We start from the raw sequence: 21,795 nt of genomic DNA, 5'->3' as shown, positions 1-21,795 counted from the left end.
CCAGTGAGAAGAAGTAAGGCGCTGCGCATGATGGCCGAGTGGCTAGCGTTGATTACCGTCTATTACCATTTGTTTCTAATGTTAAGTTTTTGCAATGGCCTTTTTGGCCGCTCTCTCGCGTCACAAAGTGTAGGGAGGTGCCCCATTGCCGGGCCGTTTTTTCTTCCACCACAATTCAGGTGCAGGAGAAAAAAGCGATGCATTGCCACCGGTCACCCAGCTTCGGAAACGCGATCATTGCCGCATTCGCGATGCTCGGTGCGGTGTTGCCGGCAACGGCATGCGCACAGATTTTCGGCACGGTCGACAGCAACGGCGCCATCGTTCTGACGAACGTGCGCGGCAAGCCCGGATTGAAGGTGATCGTCGCGGGCGAACCGCCAGGCGAACCAGGCGCGAGGCGCCGGTCGCGCAAATCGCCGGGCGGCGCCGACTCCCCGTTGTACGCGGACGTGATCGATGAAGCGAGCCGCTCCTTTCGCGTTCAACCCGAACTGCTTCGCGCGGTGATCGACATCGAGTCGGGATACAACCCGAAGGCGGTTTCGGACAAAGGTGCGCTGGGACTGATGCAGTTGATGCCGGAAACCGCTGCGCGATTCTCGCAGGGCGACATGTTCAATCCACGAGACAACGTGCTGGCCGGCGCCCGCTATCTGCGCTTCCTGCTCGATCTGTTCAAGGACGATGTAGAACTCACGCTGGCCGCTTACAACGCCGGTGAGAACGCGGTGATTCGCGCCGGCTATCGCGTGCCGTCGCTGCCGGAAACACGTCTGTACGTGCCGCGCGTGCTGGCGCGCTACAAGCAGCTTCTCGCGGCCAGCTGATCGCCTGCTTGCGCGTCACCAGACTGCCTGCATAGCGAACCGACCGACTGGGGACCAGTTCAGTCGGCCGGACGCCCTCTGCGACGTAGAACGCGAACACTTGCAGGCGTGCTGCGTCCTACGCTCTCCCTCCGTTGTCTACCGCGTGCGGGCACACGTCACCGAAACAAGGCAATGGTCTTGTCCGATCCCTCGCCGTGCGCCTGTGCATGGTGAAGCTCGATCATGTCCTCGATCTCCTCTACGCGCTCCTTCGGGACGTCGATCATCATCAAAAGCTCGCCGCGGAGGATCGCTTCTTCGAAGCGCTTCAAGCGCGTATTGCGCATCTCGACGCCAATCATCGCCGCTACCGCGGCGCCGAAACCTGCGCCTGAAAGTGCGAGGATCGCCACCGTGCCGCCGGCGATCCGGACGTCTTCGGGCGGACAGACAAGCGCAATCAGCGCCACCAGCAGCCCAGTCGCACAGCCCACTGCCGCGCCTCGAGCCAGCGAAGCAAGCAGATCGCTGCGTTGCGCGAGCGATGCCTGCGGCAAGCCGTCGAGCGACACATTCTCGTTGGCGATGACATGCATATGCCGCCACTCGACCTGATGCAAAAGCAGGTCGCCGGCGACCGCTCGCGCGCGCTGTGCGGTGGGCAGCAAAAAATAGACGCGTCGCATTTGAGCTATTCCCGCTCTCAGTCGAAAGTGTGCAGATGCACGACACGCTCCCGCAATACGCCATCGATCTCACGGCACGATCCAGTCTCCGTCGGCGACGAGCTTGATGTGTTCCGGCCCGGCAAAGCGGACGATATAGCCGCCCTTGGATGCGAACGTCTGCCCCGGCGCCAGCGTCAGGCGCGGATAGTAGCCCGTCAGGATGCGGCGTTCGAGCATGTCCTGAATCCGCTCCACCAGATAGTCCCTCACGAACGCATCGACCATATGGCTCAGGGTCTCGGCGAGCAGACCGCAGGCAAGGTAGGTGTCCGCCTGCACCTGGGGCGCCACCATCGGTATCTGTCTGATCGAGAACCAGCCGAACGCGTAGTCGACGCGCACGCGCCGCCCTTCCGGCAAATCGAACGGATACGCAAGGCGCGTGACGCCACGCCAGCTCGCCGGAAGGGGGGTGCTATCCAGCCCGCCCATGAGGCCCGACATGAACACCGTATGCGTCGCTGGAGGGATTCGCGCGAGCGCCGCAATATCGGGCGGACGCAGCCACAGCACGAGCACGTCCGAGCGCGGTATGCCACGCAGCACACCGGCAACGCCTTCGCCGGGGGCGAGCGCGTGGTTCGAGACCGCGATGCCGTGAGCCGCCAGTGCCGTCGCGAGCGACTGCGCGCCGCGTTCGCCGTTGTCTCCCGTGCGGTAGACCTGCCAGACGTGCGTCGACGCTTTCGCCTCTTTCGTTCCCAGCGCCGGCGGCGCGCCGGCTTCATCGACGATGCGCGCCGCGATCAGCTCCGACTCGAGCAGCACGCCCTTCGAGAAGTACACGGAATAGAAGTCGCGATCGTTTTCGACCGGCACCTCGACGTTGGGAAAGAGGCACGGCACGGCCTCCTCTTCGCAGAAGTCGTGAATCGGCGCCCAGTTCTTGCCACCGAGACCCGACAACACCGCGAACACGGGCTGCCGGGCCAGAAACTGCGTGAGTTGCCCGCGCCAGGTGTCCGGCGGACCTTTGAGCTCCCACACGTGCAGTTCCCAGCGCCGATTCACCATGAACATCATCTTGCGCGACGAACGCAACGGCGGCACCGCGCCGAGCGGAAAGACGTTCTTGTCGGCGAAGTAATGCGTGAGGACATCGAGCATGCCCGCCCGTTTCACCGGGTCCGCATCGGGGGTGATGATCGTCGCGAAGTGCAGCACGGTATCCGTGACACCCGTCGGCCTGCGCCGATCGAGCTGCTTCAGATAGCCGATCAGCGCCTGCATATCGGCATCGTTCAGCGCGTACTGCGGCATCAGGCTGCTGAGCGGTTTGCCTTCGGAGTCGATGCCTTCGCGAATGGCGCGCGCGACCGTCGCCTCCGTGTACGGTTCACGTTCGGCGCGCATCCCGGGAACGTACGGCAAGTCGCCGTCTTCCGGGTTTTGTGCGCGCGGCTCGACCAGGTAGCGCCAGCTGATCGGCGGGATGCTGCTGTTGCCTTCCCTCGAACCCAGGCCACTGCGGCGATGACAGTTCATACAGGCCGCGGCTGCGCCTTGCAGGTGCACGCCCCCGTCGTGCATCGCCTCGAGCGCTGCGCCCGAACCCAGTACGCCCTGCTGATAGATGGCCTGCCCGGCAATCGCCGTCGCGACCGGCTCGGCGGCAGGCGCGCAACGCGCCTCGTGCACAGGCATGATCAGCGCGGCGAGCATCGCGCATGGAGCCAGCCATCGCACCGCCCGCAACGGTGCCCGTGTGCGGCCTCCCGGCCCGCTTGCCGCGCGCTTCATGATCAGGGCGACGGATGTCCCGCGCCAGGCAGTGCCGGCGAGGCATCGACGTCGATCGAAACCGATTTGTGGTGCATCTGCGGCGGCGCGGGCCTCGTGAAGATGCCGTCGTCCAGCGCCGGATTGAGCGACACCTTATCGATCGTCAGCTTGTCCTTTTTGTCGGACGCCGCTGCGCCGCTCTCGATCTCGAGCGGTATCTGCAGCCCCTCGACGCTCCTGAAGTCGCTGTAGTTCACGTCCACGACGACCGTCTGCCCACGCGGCGTGCGCACCTGGTGGTCGACCTGCACGTCGAGAAACGTTTTAGCGTCGATCCACACGTGGCGGATCACACCGGAAGGCAGCTTCGCGGCAAGGCGATACGCATCGCGCCCGCCCACCTGATCCTTGCCCTCGAGCGTGACGGTGACGCCCTTCGCTTCATGGTCGATCAGGAGCCCGTCGATCACCTGCTCGTCGCGCGCGGAGGTCGCCTCGTCCATCGAGTACGGCCGCGGCGTCGCGCTGCCCATGCCGTTCGGGCCCAGTTTCCAGCCTTGTTTGCCGTCGAATACCCGCACGGACTTCTGGTTGTACACGGTGACCTCGAAGCGTGTCTTGTTCGGGCGTTTCATGGCGAGGACGAACGGCAGGTCCGGCGCGGGCGCATTGGCGCTATCCACGTGACCGGACCAGATCATGGTCTGGACTCTGCGCCACGCGTCGAGGCCGCCTCTCGCCTCGACGTTCTTCTCGACGATCTCATCGGCGCCCAGTTCGTGCGCGGGGATCTGCTCGCCCGCGAACACGACCGCCGCAACGCTGCCGGCGAGCACCCATACCGCGACTGGTTTCATGGCCGTCAACCTCATGGGGGCACCCAGCGGCTAGTGGCTCGAGTTCTGGCGCGGGCCCGGATGCGCGCCGGCATTGGCAGCTGGGCTCGCACTCGTCGCCGGACGCGGGCTCGGGCCCGGGTTCGCGCTGACGACCGGTGTGGGGTGCGTGACTTTCGACACCGTGAGCTGCGGCTTGGCAAAGAGCGCGTCATCTGCCTGCGGATTCAGCGCGACCTTATCGATGATCAGCTTGTGCGTGCCTCTTGCGCCGACGACCACCGTCTCGAGCGTATGCGGCATGACGAGGCCGCCCTCCTTGCGGTAGTCGCGATAGAAGATGGCGACGTTGTGCATCTTGCCGTCGAGCTTGCGCGGATCGCCGTCGATCTTCAGTTCGAGAAAGCTGGCCGCATCGATCCATACGCGGCGCGATGTGCCGTCTTTCAGCGACAGCTTGAGCACATAGGCGCGGTGGCCCTCGACCATCTCCATGCCGAGCACGTCGATGTGCGTGCCCTTTGCCGCATAGTCCATGAGCGGCCCATCCAGTTCGGCCCACGACGCGGCTGCCTTGGCCTCCGCGGGCGTGTAGGGCTCCACTTCATTGCGGCCGAGGAACGGCCTGACCTTCCAGCCCTGCGCGCCGTCGTAGACCTGGAATGCCGTCTGGTCGTTGAAGCGGACCTCGATGCGGCTCTTGCGCGGGCGCTTGAGCGTCATCGCGAAGGGAAGTTTGGTGTTCTTCGTGCCGCCCGCCTCGAGCTGCCCCGACATCGTCATCGTGTTGACTGCGTGCCACGCCTGCAGGCCGCCGCGCGCGGCGACGTTGCGCTCGACGATCTGCGCGGCGCTCATGTGCGCCGCGCCCGCGGTCTGGGCGCTCGCCGCGGAAGACCCCGCGAGCGCCATGGGAGCGCTTGCCACGAGCGTCACCACCGACGCGGTCCGGATCGCCAGCGAAAGAAAGCGGTTCATGAGTCATCTCCTCTTCGTCTGCGCACGAAAAGCGCGTGCGCCATCATTCGACTATCAGCCCGTCGATGTGGAACGACCCCACGAATACGTCGACGCGCTCCCCGGCCTTGATCAGACCGCCTTTATTCGAGAACACCATCCAGTACTCCTGACCGGTTTCCAGCGGACCGCTCTGGCGCAGCGCGCCGACCTTGTCCATCACCGGGATTTCGAGCAACGCATGGCTCGTGCGCCCGAACATGACGGCCGTCGCGGTCTTTTCGCCGAGCGGCCGCGCGGCCACCGGGTCCGTCACGCGATAGCTGAAGCGGATCAGGTTGCCCGACGCCGTGCGGCGCACGCTCAGGTGATCGATGCCCTGCATCATTTCGTAGTAGCCCTTCGCGCGCTGCGGCAGGCTTGCCGGCGAGTACGGCGACTGCTTCGCCGCCGCGCTCGCACCGGCCTCGCCCACCGCCGGCTGAAGCGAGGCGGCAGCGAGGCAGATACTGCCGGCCAGCAGCACGGCCCGCGGCAACCGTTGGCGACGCTGGCTCATGGCAACGCTCCCAGTGTCTTCAGACCCGCCGGCGTCGTGACTGCGGGCGGCGTGCCCACCGGCAGCGCAGGCTGGCCCTGATTGCCCCGGTTGCCCTGTGCGCCTCCGGTGCCGGGCAGAGCTCCTCTGTTCGCGGCGCTCGGCAAGATCCCCTGCAGCAATCCGAGCAGCGTCGACGGATCGTTGACCCCAAGCGCGAGCGGATACGGCTGCGAGGCGAACACGCCGGGCCTCACGAACTCGACGGCTCCGATGTCGTAGCCACCCAGTTGCGGCCGCGGCGTGCCGAAGATGTCGCGATTCGGCGCACCCGCCCCCGTGGCATGGTTGACCGCCGGCGACGTCCCCCGGATCGTGTAGTTGCCGAGCAGCGTGTTGAGTTGCGTGCCCGTGCTCGCTTCGTTGAACAGCGACAACGGACCGTACGACATGTTGATCCAGTTGTTGCCCTCGTCCGGCGTCGCCGACGGCAGCAGGCTGAACAACGGATTCGGCAGCACCGTGTCCGCGATGCCCGGCGGCACCGTGATGCCGATGCCACCCGCCTCCGGCGGCACGCGCGCACCGTTGCAGTACTGATGCACGACACCCGGATTCGAGCCACTGTTATTCGCGTTCGGATAGTCGCCGGCGTCGGTCAGGATCGAGTACCGCGGGTTCATCGTCAGACCGGACCCATGGTTGGCGGCGCCGGTGTCGCCGAACGCGCCGATGTCCCAGTAGACCGCCTTCGGATCGCAATAGCCCGTGGCGTGCCCGGCCTGATTCAGCGACGGATTCAGCGTGACCACGTTCTGCAGCCCGGCGATGCCGGGATCCAGTCCTCCCACTGTGATGTAGAACGTGCGGTTCTGCCAGAACAGGTCATTCGTCAGCACCGGGTTCGAGAACGTCGCGCAGTTCGGGTTGCCTGCCGGGCACTTCACGTTCGGCCGGGTGAATGCCGCCACCAGGTTCTGCGTGTGGCGCGCGGTCTCGAGCCCGGCCGGCTCGTACTGCGACGTCGTGGTCGGCTGGCACGTCGTTTCCGAACCCGAGGTCGTGCAGTTCGGCGGCCCGACATTGGCCTGGGTCGCAGCGGACGTGTTGAACAGCACACCGGCCGTCGCTGTCGTGTCGTTGGAGATGACCGTGTTATTGATGAAGCTCACGGCCACCGCGTCCTGCAGCGACACGCCGCCGCCCGCCCAGCCCGCCACGTTGTTCGCGATGATGTTGTTCGTCACCTTCACGCGATACCACCGGGAGCTGTCGTTCGGACTCCGTTGCACGTCTGTGCCGTTGACGTTCTGCAGGCGCAAGCCGCCGCCCTTGCCGCTTTCCGCCGTGTTGCCGACGATCAGGTTGCCGTCGATCGTGATGTCCGGGCCCGCGCCGTCCGAGAGCTGCGGCGCGCAGTCGACGTCGGTGGTCGCATTCTCGCAGAAGGTGCCGTCGGGCGGCACACCCTGGACGATCAGCCCGCCGCCGTACGTCGGCAGCGTCGGGTTGTTGCTCTGATTGAACAGGATCCAGTTGTGCGACAGGTCGCCGTTGTAGCTGAAGCCGAAGTGCGCGACACCGCCGCCATCGCCGCTGCTGATGTTGCCGCATACCCAGTTGTAGTTGAACTTGTAGTAGTCGGCGCCCGAGCAGAACGTCACCCCTCCGGCCGAAGACGGCGTGGTCGAATTGATTTCGTCGCCATACGAAGCGTTCGACGTGACCTGGTTGTTGTGCACGTTCACGTGGACGTTGTACTCGAACGGCAGCTGGGTCACGTTATTCGCCGCGATGTTGCCGTCGGGCACTTCGACCTGGCCGACGATGATGCCACCGGTGAGCGTTCCCGCGTTGGAGAAGACGCGGTTGTTCGATACCTCCGTGTAGTGGTTCCAGCCATGCAGGTAGATACCGCCGCCGCCTTGCGAGCTGTTCGTGAACGACATGCCGTCGATGCGCGACGGGTTGCACAGGAAGTTGCTCGGATAGTTATTGCAGTCCGCGGCGCTGTTGGTGAGCGGCGTGCAAATACCGTTCGCGACGCAATTCTGGTCCTGGGTCAGCACCCCGCCGACCAGCACGTCCTTCACGCCCTTGCCGAGCACGGTGATCGCCGCGCCTTCGTACGCACCCATCAGCGTCGGCTCGATCAGCGTTTCCGCGAGGTTGCCGTTGAGGTTGAAATCCCAGCCGGACGTCGGCTCGAAAGGAATCCCGTCGATCTTGCGCTGCATCGAGGCGAGGCAACTGTACGCGCCAGTCGGATCGTACGGATTGCTTGCCGAGATCAGCCCGCCGTTCAGCGCATCGCCGAACAGGCACCCTACCTGCCTGCGCCACGGGTCGAGCTTGCCTGACGGATGCGGATTGGCGTCGACGGTCACGGACGTGGCCCCCACACCCTGCAGCCGCACCGGCTTCCACATGAGCAGCATCTCCTTGTAGGTGCCCGGACCGACGACGATCATGTCGCCCGCAGTGGCATGGTCGATGGCAGTCTGAATCGCATTACCCGCCGTGTTCTCGCCGCCCACGTAGGTCGGTGCCTTGCCGCCGATCGTCACGGTGACCGCGTCGATCGAGCGCTTGCCGCTCGCTGCGGTAACGACGAGCTGGCCGCACTGGGTCGGCGTCGTCACCCCACGCTGCTGCATCGTGCAGGCCGCATCGGGACCGAGCAGAGGTGGCACCACCACCGTGATCTTCGCGTCGCTCCAAGATGTCACCAGCGCCGGGATGCCCGCGATCGTCACGACGCCCTGTTGCTGGCCGAACCCGTAGTTGCGCGTGATGAACTTCTGGTTAAACGGCGCGGCGGTGGCACTCGGTCCCGTGTACGCATGGTTCGGCACCTGCTGCGTGCCGACCGAAGTGATCGTCAGCGTCTTCAGCGGTGAGCTGACCCACGGGCCCGCGCCGCCGTTGCTGCCCGCGGACGTATTGCCGGCAATCGCGTCGCCCGTCACCGAGGCAATGCCCGGCGTGCCGTCCGGATAGGCACAGTCGACCTGGTTATAGCCGTCCGCGAAGGCCTGGACGGGCACCACCGGCGTATCCATGTACTGGGTCTGTCCGGGCATGAACGGAATCTCGTAGCAGAACTGGCTGTATGCCGGGTTGTAGAGCGGGTCCTTGATGGTCTGGCCCGAGTGCGCCGGGTCGGCCATATACGGGTCGTTCATGCAGGCGACCATCATCGTCGGCGCGTAGCCCGTCGGGTTCGGTGGGTTGACTTGCCAGGTCGAGTAGGTCAGCCCATTGAAGATGCCCCACTGGTCCGAATAGGTGCGCGAGATTTCGTTGCCCGCGAAGTCCTTGAACGATACCGGCACGTTCGGCACTGCGAACTTTTCGCCGAACTGCGGCGAGTACGGGTCGAACTCCGACGAGAAGTCGTCCAGCATGAAGCCGGTATAGTGCGCGGCAACGTGCGTCGAGCTGAAGATCCAGAACTTCGCCAGCACCGCGCTCTGGTCGGTCAGCTCCACCTCCTTGCGGTCGCACAGGTTCCTCGAAGCCCCCGCGAACGGCGAGACTTCCTGCGAGCCCGGAAACAGGCTGATGTAGTCCGGCACGATCCGCAGCTCGCCGACGCACGGCCAGAAACGTTCGATGGACCCGGTGTCGCCTTCGGCGTGCGGGGTCGAGCCGAGATTCGTGGTCGGATTCTGCGCGTTGTTCTGGTTGTAGGTCGAGTTCATCGCGGCCTGATCGGGCAGGATGAAGACGTCGCCGATGCCGCCGAACTGCTGCGTCACCGGTGCGATGTAGTTATCGCCGATCAGGATGTTCTTGTCCTCCTCCTTCACCAGTTCGTAGCCCGGCGGCACGATGATCTCGACCACATACTTGCCGGGCGGCAGCATCTGCGTGCCGTCCCTGGTGGGATTCGCCTGGCAGATAGTGCAGTTGGTGCCGGTCGGCAGGCCGCTTTGCGGGTCGCGGGTCGTGACGCTCGGGAACTGGTACATGCCGTCGTACGGCGCCGGCTGCACCTGGTTGAACACGTGCATGCCGTCATAGCACTTGAACTGCGAGTTGTTGGGCAGCGCACGCTGCTGCGGGTCGAGCCACATTCTGGTGTTCTGCAGCGTGAAGAAGTACGGATCGCTGGTGCTCTGGCCCGGGCAGTTCATGTTCGGCACGCCGTCCGTACGGAAGCCCTGGGCCCAGTCGTCCCAGCTCGCGGTCTTCGTCGTGTCGACGAGCTTCAGGCTCGTGGAGCCGTCCGCCGCGACGCCTTCCTGGTACAGGTTCACCGTGACGTTCGGCACGTCGGGCGTCCACTTCGTGTGAACCAGCAAGGCGGGGTCGTCGAACGGGCGTGTCGAGGCGTAGACGACTTCGCCGTGGATGCCGCCGTTCTCGTTCGCCGCATACTGCGTCTTGCCGAACTCGATGAACGAGCTCTGGCCCGAGAAGCCCTGCCAGCCCATCGTGGTGACCCACGGCGGATCGACGCGGCCGGTCGAAGGATTCGAGCCCGAGCGGTCGTTGCAGTCCGCGTCGTTGCAGTACACCGCGCCCGGCACCCGCAGGTTCGTCGGCAGATGCACCGATTCCTGCGTGTTCGCGTAGTTCGCGGCAATGGTCGACTTTCCTCCGCCCGGCGTGCCGTCGGGCGGACCGCCCGCGTCATAGACGACGTGCACGCCCGTCTGCTTGAAGCGGGTCAGGTCGGTATCGACGACGTACCAGTTGAACAGCGGGAACTCTTCATTGAACGACGCATAGCCGTTCATGTCCGTGTTGTTGAAGTCCGAATAGCTGCCGTCGCGGAAACGGATGTTGGTCGGCAGCAGCGCGAGCCCTGGCTTGCTCGGGTCTCCCACGCCGTTGCCGTTCGTGTCGAGGAACGTCCGCGTATAGAGATTCGTCTGCCATTGAAGGACCGCGATGTCGCCGGCGTCGGTCACCGTGCCGCCGCCGAGCGTCACGGCCGATGCGAGCCCGTCGACGATCTGGTCGTTCCACTGGTCGAACACGGTGATTCGAGTGATGCCCGCAGGCAGGCCCGTGAAGCTGAACGTGCCGTCCGCGTTGCACTTGGTGAACGCGTAGTCTTCGCCGTCCGGATCGCCCACGCTCACATAGCATTGCGTGAAGCTCAACGGCTTGCGCGACTGGCTGCCGTACAGGTGCTCGTCAGGCGGGCGGCTGTAGTGCAGGTTCGTCACCCGCCCCTTGAGTCCGTTGTTGCAGGTCGAGGTGGCGCACAGCAAAGGCAGCCGTGCGTTGACGATCTTCGGGTTCGCGAAGCCGATCGAGACGTGGAAGCCCGCCGGTCCGAACTCCTGGAAGTAAGCCGGGCCGCCGATCTTGATGAACGAGTCGTGGGCCTTCTGTCCGTCCAGCGTGTTCGTCTGCAGCCACTCCTCGCCGCGCGCGATCCGGTCGGCCGCCGGCGTCGCGACAATGCCGTAGCGGCCCGGCATCAGGTTGGCGACGATCGCCTGACCGACGAGCGGCGACAGCGTCTTGCCGTCCGACTCGTATTTCGGGCAGGTCGGGATCATGCCGACCAGGCCGTCGGGGTTCGTCGAAATCGGACACGCATTGAGTTGGGTGACCGGGTCGATCGTGCCCGCCAGCGAATTGGACAGCGGCATGTTGAACATGTCGTAAGTCATCTGTCCGGTCGGGCTGCCGCTGCCGCCGGCGTCGTCCCACAGCTTGATCTCGAAGCCGCCGAGTCCCGGCTCGCGGGCCGAGCCGAAGGTGTCGGTGCCGCCACTCACGTCCACTTCGCCGTTCAGCGGTGCGTCGTCCTCGAACACGAACGCGGAAACCTTCGCTGTCGGGAATGGCGACTCCTCCAGTAATACGTTGACCGAAGTCTGACCGGCCGCGATCGGCGCGCCGCCCATGCCGTTGCCGCACTTGCCTGTGCCGGGCGCGAAGTTCGCGACGCTCGGACAGTCTTTGGAAATATCGAACTGCCGCTGCGCGCCCGAGGGGTTAGCCGGATCGACCGGCTGCGGAGCGCCGCCGCCGTTCGTGAACGAGTTGTAGGCGTTGCCCGGCAGGATCGAAATGTAATAGCGCTTCTTCGGATCGAGCGCCACCTGTGACGGATCCACCGGTACCTGCTGCGCCGCCGTGGTCCGGCACACGCCGTTGCCAATGTCGCACACCGCCGGCTTGTGGGTCTGGCTGACCGGATCGTAGACTGTCTGCCCCGCTTCACACGCGGCGACGCCGACACAGCCCGCCGCCACCACCGGCATATAGCTCGTATGGAAGTTGGCGCCGAGACTTGGCACCGGCAGTGGCGGACAGGTCGCCGGCCGCGTGGGCGAGTTCACCTGGCACGCCGGATCGATCTGAAACGTGCGGTCTTCCTCGATGATCCAGCGGTAGTCGCTGATCTTCACCGGCGTCTTTCCGGGCTGCGTGCTCGGTGCATCGAGCACGTTGACGACGAGTCCGCTGCCGCCCTTGAACGTCACCGTCACGGTCGCCGTGTTGCTCGCCGTATTCTGCGCATTCACCGCCTGGTACTGGAACGTCACGCTGGCGGATGCCGCGCTGCCCGTTGGCGCCGTCGCCGGGCTCGCCGAGAACGAGCCGTCCGGATTCAGCGTGACGGAGCCGCCTGAAGGGGTGCCGACCAGCGTCGCGGTTAGCTGCAGGCCATTCGGATCGCTGGCGTACGTGAGCACACCGGGCTCGCCGATCTGCAGCCGCGAGGCGATGTTGCTCGTATAAGCGGCGTTGCCGGCCGTGGGCGGTCCGGACTGACATCCGTTGCCCGTCGTGCACGCGGTGAGCGTCACCGTCGCCGCGGCGTTCGGATTGCCGTTCGCCTGGTACACGAAGCTGTCGGCCGTCGTGCCTTGACTCGGCGTGTAGACGAACGTCCCGTCCGGGTTCAGCGTGAGCGAGCCGCCAGTCGGTGGCGTCTTCACCTGCACGCCATAGACGTTGGCGTCCTTCGCCGCCACGCCTCGCGCCGGGTCGGACACGGTCAGCGTCTTGCCGGGGACGAAGAAATAGGTGGAACCGGTGACCGAAGCGTTCGCCACCGCGGCAGCGGACGCCGCGGTGGAGTTGTTCACGCTGATGTAACCCTGCATGCCGCCGTCACGCGCGTTGTTCGTCGACAGGCTCAGTTCGCGATCGAACACCGGCAGCGCGGAAGCGGCTGCCGCTGGCAGGTTGACCAGCGCGTCGTAGGTCTTGCCGGCCGCCATGAACACTTCCGACTGAATCCGCGGATTGCCGGGCAGCACGTTGCCGTCCTCGGCGATCAACGCGAAGCCGGAGACCGGCGTGGCGCCCGTTTGCGCGCCGACCACGGCCGGCACGTGCATGCGCAGACCCGCGTTGACGAAGCGTAGCATCACCGGCCCGGTGGTCGCGGCGCTCGTCGCGGCGAAGGTCGAAGCGCCCGGATTGGTGCGGTCGAACGAGACGCCGTTGATCAGGTAGTAGCGCGGATCGTAGTTCACCGTGGGCGGATAGCAGGTGCCGAACGCAGTCGACTTCGAATCGCCGCAGCCGCCCGGCTGCCCGGACCAGGACAGGGTTTCGCTGAAGCCCGGCGTCGCGACCGCGGCGGCGACCGCGGTGTTCTGCACCGGATCGATTTCGCTGAGCACGAGCGGCACGTCGGTGTCGTAGCTGATGCCCGGATACGCCTGCGCGGGCGTCGTGCCGTTGGCCGCCGTTCTCACCACCAGCACGCCATACAGCCCCATCGGCCCCTGGATCGACGGGTGCGTGCCCGACTCGATCAGGTAGGTGCCCGGGTTCAGGTTGCTCCACGTGAGCGCGGTGGTGCTGCCGTGCGCCACTTCGGTCGCGAACGACTGCACGCGAGCCGCTTGCGTCGGCGGCGTGAAGGTCGCGCCGCCGGGCGCGGCGGCGGCGGTCGGCCATGTGGTCGCGGTCTGGGTGGGGTGCGTCGGGCTGGGCATGCTCGTCGCCGACGTGCCCAGACCGCCGCCCAGTTGCCCGACGATCACGAGCGAGGTCGGCACGGAGCCGGGCAGGCTGTTGTTGAGATTGATCGTGAGCGGCCCCGGCGGCACCGTGATGACGACGGGCGACCAGTTCGCTCCCGCCCCGGGGTTCGCCGCCGTGCACGTGGCAGGCGCACCGGCCGCCGTGCAGCTGTAACCCCACATCGGCACGGCCTGCCCATCGGGCATCACGGCCGTGGTGGCCTTCGCAGTCAACGTGACGGATGCCTGGGCGAATGCCATCCCGCTCGCGCTCAGCAATACGGAAGCGGCAATCGACGCCTTAAGCATACCTAACAGATTTGCCTTGAGTGTGGTGGATCTCATCGCCGTTCTCCCCGCCTCTAGTTCGATTCGTCGATCAGGAACGCTTGCGGATCAACGAGCATCATCATCATCATTCCGCCAGGGAAGATGTTGTTCGTGGTGATCTCGCGCTCATTGTGCGAGTGCCACATGAATGCAAAGCCGGCTTCCGTTTGCGGTGGATTCACCACGGTGCCGCTTGGCGGCGTCGTACCCGTGGGTGAGGTCGCGCGCATGGTTGCATCGGGGCCGAGATAGGGGCTGCCGCCGTACCAGAAGCCGTTGGTCAGCACGTGCGAGTCGGGCAACGTCACCGGCCCGCCGCTCCCCACCTTGCCGAACGGATGGGTTTCGAGCGCCTTGTTGTGATCCGCGCACCACTCGTAGTAGTTCGGCGCCGTCGGATCCTGCGTGTAGTAGCCGTTTGCATCCGGGATGCAGACGCTGCCGTCGCCGGGGTAGTGCCCATAGACGTCCCAGTTCAGCCCCTTGCCCGTCCAGTAGAAGATCCCGTCCATCGCAAGGCCCGGTGTCGTCGTGGTCGTGAACAGCAGCGGCCCGGCGACCTTGGTCGCGTCCGTCCTGGCGAGCAGCAAGTTGCCGTCGCGCGCGAGCACGCGCACGTGATTGCCGTGCTCGTGGAATGGATGCTGCCAGCGCCCCGTGCCGATGATCCGCAGCAGCACCAGCTCGCCTGGGTGCATGTGCGGGTTGCCGTTGTATGGCTGATTCGGATATTGCGCCGCGTAGTTCGGGTCCATGTCGTCCGGCATCGAGCGTCCGTTCACCATGAAGTACGCTGGATGATACGGCTCCGTCTCGACCGTCATGCAGCCGGTCGGACTCGTGCATGCGTTGCTCGCTTGCTGCTCCGCCTGTGCATGAATGCGCGGATCCATTTCGGAGAACTGAAACAGAAACTCGCGGTCGTAGCACGCCGCGCTGTGGTTGTAGGCCGCCGCGGCATTGCGGAAGTCGGGCTGACCGTCCAGCAGCTTGCGCGTGCCCTGGATCGGGTTGCAGCCGGTCGGCACGGCGAGCGTGCCGGGGGACGACGTCGGCAGCACGATGACCGCGCCATACAGGCCCATTTCGATCTGCAGATCGCCCTGCGTACCGCTGTAGTAAGCGTGCGTGCCCGGTGTGGCGGCGATGAAGCTGTAGGTGACCGTGACGGTGTGGGACGCCTCGCGCGTGAGCAGGCCCTGCACGCCCGTCGGCGTGCCGGAGCAGAGCCGCGTCGTCGGGTCGATCGTCCCCATGCAGACGTCAAACCCGGGAAAGAGGATCGACGTGTTGCCCGCCGCTGCCGGCAGATTGTTGGTGAGCGTCACCGTGACGATGTCGCCCTGGTTGACGATCAGCGTGGGGCCCGGAATCTGCATGGTCGGGCAGTTCGCACCGGCAATGTTGGGCGGCGAAAATCCGGCCGGCGCAGAGTTGCAGCCATAGCCCCACGAATAGACGCTGTTGCCGTCCGGCTGGGTGATGCGGCTCGCCTCGGCGCGCAGGTCGAAATGCGTGCCCGTGATGCCAGGCGCGGCCGCATGCACCTGCATGCAGAAGAGCGCCGCGAGCGCCGCCACGCCGAACCGTACAAGCCGTCCGAGGCGCGCGAGGGTCGCGATCCCTATGCGGTAAGTGATGTGTCCCACGGCTCTTCTCCTAAGTGCAGGACTTCCTGGCCGGGTCCATGGCAGGCGAGCCATGAACCGTCTTTATCGCGTGCATGATGCGTCTCATAGCGTGCAGACCTTCGTCTTCGGATCCACCGACCTGCAGATGTGCACCTCGGTCATCAGACCTCCGAAGTTTTCCTGATCGTTCGCCAGGTGATCCAGATTCGGCGTGTACAGGTAGAAGACCTGCCCTGACTGATACTTCGTCGTGTCGCTGGCGTCGAGGATCAGGTCGAGCGACTCCCCGCCGCCGAGCGTGATCGAGTTCGTGTAGTAGGTCATGTCGTTGCCGGCCATGTCGCGCAGCAGCCGCGCATTGACCGCGACCACGTGCATCGGAATGCCGAGCGAGGCGAGCGTCTGATATTCGGTGACGTCGAGATCGGAGATGCGCAGCAGCACCTTGCCGCCGACGGGGATATTGATCAGCGACGGCAGCGGTTGCGAGAAGCGCGGCACGCCGTCCGACGCGGGCGTCGAAAGCGGATTCGGATTGACGGTGTCCGGATAGCTGCGGCCATTCAGCATGAAGAACTTGTCTTTCATGTCGGTGAAGGGCTCCGGATTGAACGTCATGCCGACAAAGTGGAAGTTCGGATCGAAGCCGTGGATCTGCACCGGGTACTCGACGTCGTAGGCGGTCGAGCCGTCGCCGTCGTTGTACGCGTAGAGCGTGGGCGTCCCGCTCAAGTTGTTCACGTGCAGCACGCCGTTCTGCGGCGGCAGCGGCGTCGTGCACAGAATGTCGGTGCCGCACCGCGTGCGCAGATCCTGCTGCTGCAGCACCAGCGACTGGTAGAGCGACTGTCCCGCGGGGACCCGGTTCTGACGCGGACGCACGAAGATTTGCCCGACCATGCCCATCTGCAGGTGCTCCGGCGGCGTGATGTGGCAGTGCCAGAAGTAGGTGCCCGCATCCGGCGCGAGGTAGTAGTACGTGAAGCTCGCGCCGATGTTGATCGCGACCGACGCGTCCGGCACGCCGTCATAGAACGACGAGGCGTTTGGATAGCCGTGGAAGTGCACCGTGTGCTTCTCGAACAGGTCGGGGCGCATGATCATGCCGACGTTCGTGAGCGTGAGGAAGAACTCGTCGTCCTCGTCGATCGCCATCATCGGCGCGGGCTCGTTGCCGTTCATCACGCCGATGTCCATGATCGGCCGCGGGTCGACATGGCCCGTGAGCTGGCCGGGCGGCGTCGATTCCGGATCGGGCGTGAGACCGACCGCGCCGTTGTAGGTCGGGTCGGTTCTCGGATCGCCGACGGTGTTGAACACCGAGGCGAACTGCGTGCCGGGCAGGCCCGCCTTGATGTCGGCGAGACCGGACAGCGGCCCGAACGCGAACAGATAGGTCTGCACACCATTGGCCATCGTCGCGTAACCGTCGCCACCCGAGATCTGCTGGCACTTGATGGCGCCGTTGACGACCCCCGTCGATGTCGAGGTCTGGCCCGTGAAGGACGGTCCCGTGTACGGCGGTTCGCCGGCGCCCGCCGGCAGCGCCGTCGGATGGGAAGGCGTGGTCGGCGGGCATTGAACCATGAACGACTGGGAAAATGAGGGGATCGCAAACATCATGCACAGCAGGGCTGCCACGCTATTGCGACACATGCGGATGCTGAACATATGACCTCCGTCCTTGGGGTCAAGCAGCGCGTCAGGCGCTGAACGTCACGCTCAACTGCAGTTGCGGGCTGATGCGATCGTCACACTGACCCGTATGTGGATTCTGGATATGGGCAGCGGAGCCTGCGATGGGTCACCTCCCTACACTTGCAGTAGGGCAAACCCATCGCGTTGCGCGGTCGCGTTGCTGACGGGCCAAGGAGTGTGTCCTGGCCCACACAAGCGACGCGTCATGCCGAGATTCCGCCATGGAAGCGGACCGGTCGCGCCGCGCCATTGCTTTCATTAGCATTTCAATTCGACGTGATTCTTCGAATCCATCTGAGGATTGAAATGTCGTTCTTATGTGCCCTGTGGCATATAACGGCGAACTTTCCGATGGGTACAATCCCCCCCTATTCACGTCACGCGCAAACGCGAATACCGCGGACGCTTCTCGATCACGCGGTCAGACGGACGGCACTCACCTCCTGGTTTCATGCCGGCGAGGGACTTGGCGAACTTGGCGGCGGGGTGAGACATGGATTTTCTGGAAAAGAGAGCGGTGGTGAATCTCGTCGAACGCAAAGATCACGCTCTTGAAGTCGTCGAACTGGAAAGCGCCAAGCGGACCTACTACCCCACCATGTCGATGTGGTTGAAGCTGGAACAGCTTCAGGTGGCGCAGCAGCTCGTCGAGCCGCTGGATCAGGACCGGCAGCCAGTCCTGTCCACGTCGCTCCACGGCGTGGCGCATCTCGACGGCCAGGAGCTTGCGATCATTGGCTTTCCCCAGCTGGCGACGCGCATGCTTCAGGTGAGCTTCGAAGCCCGCGACGTCAGCACGGCCGACCGGCTTGGCCTGCGCGCACTGGAAGACGAACTGGGCAACTCGATGTCCGATGTGGCGCTCGGCACCGCCCGGGTGGGCTTCAATCCCGCCGATGACGAGACCGGAGAGCCCGATCAATGGTGGCTCGCGTGCCACATTCCTCCCGCCTGCCTGCAGGTGCTCGCGAAGGCGATCTCGGACGGCCAGCTTGGCGCGGTAGAGCTGGGTCTGGCAATGCGGCATCTCTATACGTCCGAAGATCCCGCGGCCGAGCCGGCACGCCGGCCCCGGCTCTTTCTCCGTCCCAGTGAAAGCGACGACACGATCGAATGGCCGAACATAGCGACCGGCTATGTCACCCACCTACGGATCGACTTTGCAACGGCGTCATTGCGTGGCTCGGCGGCGAGCGGCGACCCGGAGGGAGCGGCGAAGGTCGTCGCGGAAGCCGTGAGCTCGCTGGGACCGACGCTCCTCAACCTCAGACTGACGGTAAGGTGGATCGGCATCCTCATTGCCGTGCTGCTCTTCCTCGAAGTGCTCGAGCGGCTGCAGATCTGACCCGGCGCCTGCCTCGGGCTCGCAAACGCAAAGCTACATGCATTTCGGCCGCTAAGGCGCGGCTCGAACGCGCCGCCCCACCTTAGCCTTTCCCCACGGGAAAGCACGCTTCACCCTTCCTCAATTTTCGCGCTCGCGAAAATCTCCCACACTTGCCATCACGCCGGTTCCGTACCGTTCGTACGGAGTTGCGCCCCGACCGCGGCTCGTGACGCGGCATCGACAATACTGGAGACAGCATGCACAGCCATCCCCTCGACCTGGGCGGCAGCGCGCCGGGCGAAGCACCACGCCGCCCGCTCACCGCGGAAGCCCCGTTGCAAAGCCCTCAGGACGTCACGCTCAGCAGCTTCATGGACGACATGCCCGTGGGCGCGCTGCACCGCTTCGTGGTGTGGGTGATCGGTATCGGCCTCTTCTTCGACATGTACGAGATCTTTCTCGTCAGCTCGATCGGCTCCGCGCTGCAGAACGAATACGGACTCGATGCGCACAGCCTCGCGTTCAAGCTCTTGCTGGCCTCGGCCTTTGTCGGCATGTTTTTCGGCTCGCTGTTCCTCGGCAGTCTCGCCGACCGCATCGGCCGGCGGCGCGCCTTCCTGTTCACGCTCGTGTGGTACAGCGCGTTCTCGCTGCTCGCCGCGTTTTCCGTGAACGCCACCATGCTCGTGGTATGCCGCTTTCTGACCGGCGTGGGCGTCGGTGCGATCTATCCCGTGGCCGATAGTTTCCTTTCGGAGATCCTGCCGAAGGAGAAACGCGGCCGGATGGCCGCGTGGGCCTATACCACCTCGTACGTCGCGGTGCCGCTGGTCGGCTTCCTCGCCGTGTGGCTCAATCCGATCCATCCTGCCGGCATTGCGGGATGGCGCATCATTCTCGCCATCGGCAGCCTCGGCGCCCTGTTCGTGCTGGCCGTGCAGCATCGCCTGCCGGAAAGCCCGCGCTGGCTGCTAGCGCAAGGCCGCACCGACGAGGCCTATGCCACCCTGGGCCGCTTCGCGCAGAGTGCCGGCGCGCCGATGCCGAAACGCTTCGCCGAGCCGCAAACGCGCCAGCATCCACTGCGCCTCTCGGAACGCATTGCCGTGCTGCGGCGCGCGCCCTACGACAAGCGCTATGTCATGCTCGTCGTGTTTCACCTGTTCCAGGCCTTCGGCTACTACGGCTTCGGCACGCTCGCGGGCGTCGTCGTGAAGAGCCGTGGCATCGACGTGACGGGCAGCACGCTGTTCGTGGCCCTCTCGTTCCTCGGCTACCCGATCGGCTCGCTGCTCTCCGTGCCGCTGCTCAACTGGATCGAGCGGCGCACGCTCGTGATCGCCTCGCTGATCTCCATCGGCATTTTTGGTCTTGGCTTCGCGTACTCGGGACAGGCCGCGCTGATCGTTTGCTTCGGCGTGCTGACGACCTGTGCGTCGAATGTGTTCAGCAACGCTTACCACGTGTACCAGGCCGAAATTTTCCCCGCCAGCGTGCGCTCGACGGCGATCGGCAGCACCTATTCGCTCTCGCGCATCATGAGCAGCGCCCTGCCCTTCATCCTGTTGCCGGTGCTCACGCAGCACGGCCCGATCGCGATGTTCGGCGTGATCTCCGCCGCGCTGGCCATCGTCGCCGTGACCCTGCGTGCGCTCGGGCCCCTCACCACGCGGCGCAGCCAGGACGAGATCAATCCCGTCTGACCGCCCGATCCCTCGAGCGTCCCGGCATCATCGGGGCGGTTGCCGCGTCTTGCGGGGCCGCCCCGTTTTTCATTGCTCAGCGCGCGCCGACATGTAGTCGAACAGGCTCACGATGTCCGAGCTGGGCGCGCTATCCGCCTTCATGCCGATCCAGAGCGTGCGCGTCGCCCACGTGTCCGCCAGCTTCACCTTGACGACGCCGGCCTTGCCGCGCTCGTCGCTCACCGCGTCGCGCGGCAGCACGCCGATACCCAGCCCCGCTTCGATCATGCGAAACACGCCGTCGAAGTTCGAGGCCTGGATACGCAGCTTCAGCGATCGCTCGATGGCAAATGCCGCGTCCGTCATGCGCGCGAGCAGCGAGCTGCCATCGCTCAGGCCCACGTAGTCTTCATCGAGCGTATCGGCGAAGCGGATCACCTCGAGTTGCGCAAAGTGATGACTGCGCGGCACGAGCAGCACGAGTTCGTCACGGCGATAGAGCCGCCGCTCGATGCCAGGCGCGGGCACGTTGTCGGCGAACACGCCGAGGTCGGCCTTGCCTGCGCCGAGCGCCTCGACGATTTCGTGGCTAAGCCGCTCTTCGAGACTGACCTTGATGCCCGGATGCTCATTGAGGAAGCAGGCGAGGTCGACGGGCAGAAACTGCACGATCGCCGACGTATTCGCCCACATGCGCACGTGCCCGCGCACGCCGGCGGCGTAATCGCTCATTTCCGTGGCCATGCGATTCACCTGATCGACCACGCGCGTGGCGTGCTCCAGCAGCGCATGCCCCGCGGGCGTGAGATCCACGCCGCGCGCGCGACGGAGAAACAAGGCGCAGTCGGTCACGCTTTCGAGTTCGGCAATGCGCTTGCTGACGGCCGAAAGCGTGAGCTGCCCGTGCTCGGCGGCCTTGGTGAGGCTGCCATGTTCCGCGACGAGCAGAAAGACCCGCAGCGACTGCAGATCGAAGTGAAGTGGATTGACCATGATGAATGGGGCAAAGCCGGCGCGAGAGACGATTGTCCTGCATCGCGGGCCTGAGAGGAAGTGCGGATCGGAGAATGGAGAGGCGGACGTGCTGCGATGCACGCCCGCGTGCCGGCCACGCGGGCCGGCGTGCTCGCCGCCGAACCGGCGCCCCCCGGCTCAGCGGCGAAAACTGGCGAGAGAGATCAACCGGCCTGGATCAGCTCGGAAATTTCGATGAGATTCAGATCCGGGTCGCGCACATAGACGGAACGAATCTTCTGCGTCGCGCCCGTGCGCTCGACCGGACCCTCGACGATCGGCCAGTTCTTCTCTGCGAGATGCGCGATCACCGCATCGAGCGGTACCGCGGCGATGAAGCACAGATCGAGCGCGCCCGGCACCGGCACATGCGCCTTGGGCTCGAATTCCGCGCCACGCACGTGCAGATTGATCTTCTGGTTGCAGAAGCGAAACGCGAGCCGCCCCGCGCCGAAGGTTTCCAGTTGCATCTGCAACACTTCTGTATAGAAGTGCTTCGTGGCCTCGGGGTCCACGCAGGTCAGCACCAGGTGGTCGAGGTGGTCGATCAACGCCATGCTTCGCTCCT

At 65.1% G+C, this 21,795-nt stretch carries 13 protein-coding genes; 3 read left to right on the top strand and 10 right to left on the bottom strand.

Annotation, left to right across the window (positions count from 1 at the left end; genetic code table 11):
* Positions 1-251: 251 nt before the first annotated feature.
* Positions 252-830: a lytic transglycosylase domain-containing protein gene (locus AB4Y44_RS33055; protein WP_342924726.1), complete on the top strand. Its 579-nt coding sequence runs from the start codon at positions 252-254 to the stop codon at positions 828-830.
* A gap of 158 nt (positions 831-988) precedes the next feature.
* Here the strand turns inward: AB4Y44_RS33055 and AB4Y44_RS33050 are convergent, their stop codons facing one another.
* The 8 genes from AB4Y44_RS33050 to AB4Y44_RS33015 all read right to left on the bottom strand — a co-directional run bounded on the left by AB4Y44_RS33050 (position 989) and on the right by AB4Y44_RS33015 (position 17,174).
* Positions 989-1,498 (bottom strand): DUF1269 domain-containing protein, encoded by a 510-nt coding sequence (locus AB4Y44_RS33050; RefSeq protein WP_368701897.1) that lies wholly within the window; start codon positions 1,496-1,498, stop codon positions 989-991.
* Between the two features lie 69 nt (positions 1,499-1,567).
* A complete protein-coding gene (locus tag AB4Y44_RS33045) occupies positions 1,568-3,184 on the bottom strand; it encodes a c-type cytochrome (RefSeq protein WP_368701911.1) in 1,617 nt (538 codons plus the stop codon).
* A 98-nt stretch (positions 3,185-3,282) separates the two neighbouring features.
* Entirely contained in the window at positions 3,283-4,119 is an 837-nt protein-coding gene (locus tag AB4Y44_RS33040) for a hypothetical protein (RefSeq protein WP_368701896.1), read from the bottom strand.
* Between the two features lie 30 nt (positions 4,120-4,149).
* Positions 4,150-5,010: an outer membrane lipoprotein-sorting protein gene (locus AB4Y44_RS33035; RefSeq protein WP_368701910.1), complete on the bottom strand. Its 861-nt coding sequence runs from the start codon at positions 5,008-5,010 to the stop codon at positions 4,150-4,152.
* 109 nt (positions 5,011-5,119) lie between these two features.
* Complete coding sequence (locus AB4Y44_RS33030) at positions 5,120-5,614, bottom strand: hypothetical protein (protein WP_342924694.1); 495 nt, start codon at positions 5,612-5,614, stop codon at positions 5,120-5,122.
* Positions 5,611-13,887: an Ig-like domain-containing protein gene (locus tag AB4Y44_RS33025; RefSeq protein ID WP_368701895.1), complete on the bottom strand. Its 8,277-nt coding sequence runs from the start codon at positions 13,885-13,887 to the stop codon at positions 5,611-5,613. Before AB4Y44_RS33025 ends, AB4Y44_RS33030 begins: the two co-directional genes overlap by 4 nt.
* A gap of 17 nt (positions 13,888-13,904) precedes the next feature.
* Positions 13,905-15,425 carry a multicopper oxidase domain-containing protein gene (locus AB4Y44_RS33020; RefSeq protein ID WP_368701909.1) on the bottom strand — a complete coding sequence of 507 codons (1,521 nt, stop codon included), beginning with the start codon at positions 15,423-15,425 and terminating at the stop codon, positions 13,905-13,907.
* A 180-nt stretch (positions 15,426-15,605) separates the two neighbouring features.
* Entirely contained in the window at positions 15,606-17,174 is a 1,569-nt protein-coding gene (locus AB4Y44_RS33015; RefSeq protein WP_368701894.1) for a multicopper oxidase domain-containing protein, read from the bottom strand.
* Between the two features lie 520 nt (positions 17,175-17,694).
* Between AB4Y44_RS33015 and AB4Y44_RS33010 the strand changes: the two genes are divergently transcribed.
* Both AB4Y44_RS33010 and AB4Y44_RS33005 read left to right on the top strand, forming a co-directional pair.
* Positions 17,695-18,546 (top strand): hypothetical protein, encoded by an 852-nt coding sequence (locus AB4Y44_RS33010; RefSeq protein ID WP_342924691.1) that lies wholly within the window; start codon positions 17,695-17,697, stop codon positions 18,544-18,546.
* Positions 18,547-18,785: 239 nt separating this feature from the next.
* Positions 18,786-20,231, top strand: coding sequence for an MFS transporter (locus AB4Y44_RS33005; RefSeq protein WP_342924690.1), 1,446 nt, complete (start codon positions 18,786-18,788; stop codon positions 20,229-20,231).
* A 69-nt stretch (positions 20,232-20,300) separates the two neighbouring features.
* Here the strand turns inward: AB4Y44_RS33005 and AB4Y44_RS33000 are convergent, their stop codons facing one another.
* Positions 20,301-21,206 (bottom strand): LysR family transcriptional regulator, encoded by a 906-nt coding sequence (locus AB4Y44_RS33000; RefSeq protein ID WP_342924689.1) that lies wholly within the window; start codon positions 21,204-21,206, stop codon positions 20,301-20,303.
* 185 nt (positions 21,207-21,391) lie between these two features.
* Complete coding sequence (locus tag AB4Y44_RS32995; RefSeq protein ID WP_342924688.1) at positions 21,392-21,784, bottom strand: VOC family protein; 393 nt, start codon at positions 21,782-21,784, stop codon at positions 21,392-21,394.
* Positions 21,785-21,795: the final 11 nt, after the last annotated feature.

It is taken from the genome of Paraburkholderia sp. BR10937 (genome assembly GCF_040965695.1).
GTDB lineage: Bacteria > Pseudomonadota > Gammaproteobacteria > Burkholderiales > Burkholderiaceae > Paraburkholderia.
Note: the sequence above shows the minus strand (reverse complement) of the source record. Positions and strands in the feature narration are given on the sequence as shown.

Coding starts and splice junctions, on each gene's coding strand:
- AB4Y44_RS33045 (WP_368701911.1), bottom strand. CDS start 3,184: ATGCCTGTGCACGAGGCGCGTTGCGCGCCTGCCGCCGAGCCGGTCGCG.
- AB4Y44_RS33035 (WP_368701910.1), bottom strand. CDS start 5,010: ATGGCGCTCGCGGGGTCTTCCGCGGCGAGCGCCCAGACCGCGGGCGCG.
- AB4Y44_RS33005 (WP_342924690.1), top strand. CDS start 18,786: ATGCACAGCCATCCCCTCGACCTGGGCGGCAGCGCGCCGGGCGAAGCA.
- AB4Y44_RS33020 (WP_368701909.1), bottom strand. CDS start 15,425: ATGCAGGTGCATGCGGCCGCGCCTGGCATCACGGGCACGCATTTCGAC.
- AB4Y44_RS33015 (WP_368701894.1), bottom strand. CDS start 17,174: ATGTTCAGCATCCGCATGTGTCGCAATAGCGTGGCAGCCCTGCTGTGC.
- AB4Y44_RS33000 (WP_342924689.1), bottom strand. CDS start 21,206: ATGGTCAATCCACTTCACTTCGATCTGCAGTCGCTGCGGGTCTTTCTG.
- AB4Y44_RS33030 (WP_342924694.1), bottom strand. CDS start 5,614: ATGAGCCAGCGTCGCCAACGGTTGCCGCGGGCCGTGCTGCTGGCCGGC.
- AB4Y44_RS33050 (WP_368701897.1), bottom strand. CDS start 1,498: ATGCGACGCGTCTATTTTTTGCTGCCCACCGCACAGCGCGCGCGAGCG.
- AB4Y44_RS32995 (WP_342924688.1), bottom strand. CDS start 21,784: ATGGCGTTGATCGACCACCTCGACCACCTGGTGCTGACCTGCGTGGAC.
- AB4Y44_RS33040 (WP_368701896.1), bottom strand. CDS start 4,119: ATGAAACCAGTCGCGGTATGGGTGCTCGCCGGCAGCGTTGCGGCGGTC.
- AB4Y44_RS33025 (WP_368701895.1), bottom strand. CDS start 13,887: ATGAGATCCACCACACTCAAGGCAAATCTGTTAGGTATGCTTAAGGCG.
- AB4Y44_RS33055 (WP_342924726.1), top strand. CDS start 252: ATGCTCGGTGCGGTGTTGCCGGCAACGGCATGCGCACAGATTTTCGGC.
- AB4Y44_RS33010 (WP_342924691.1), top strand. CDS start 17,695: ATGGATTTTCTGGAAAAGAGAGCGGTGGTGAATCTCGTCGAACGCAAA.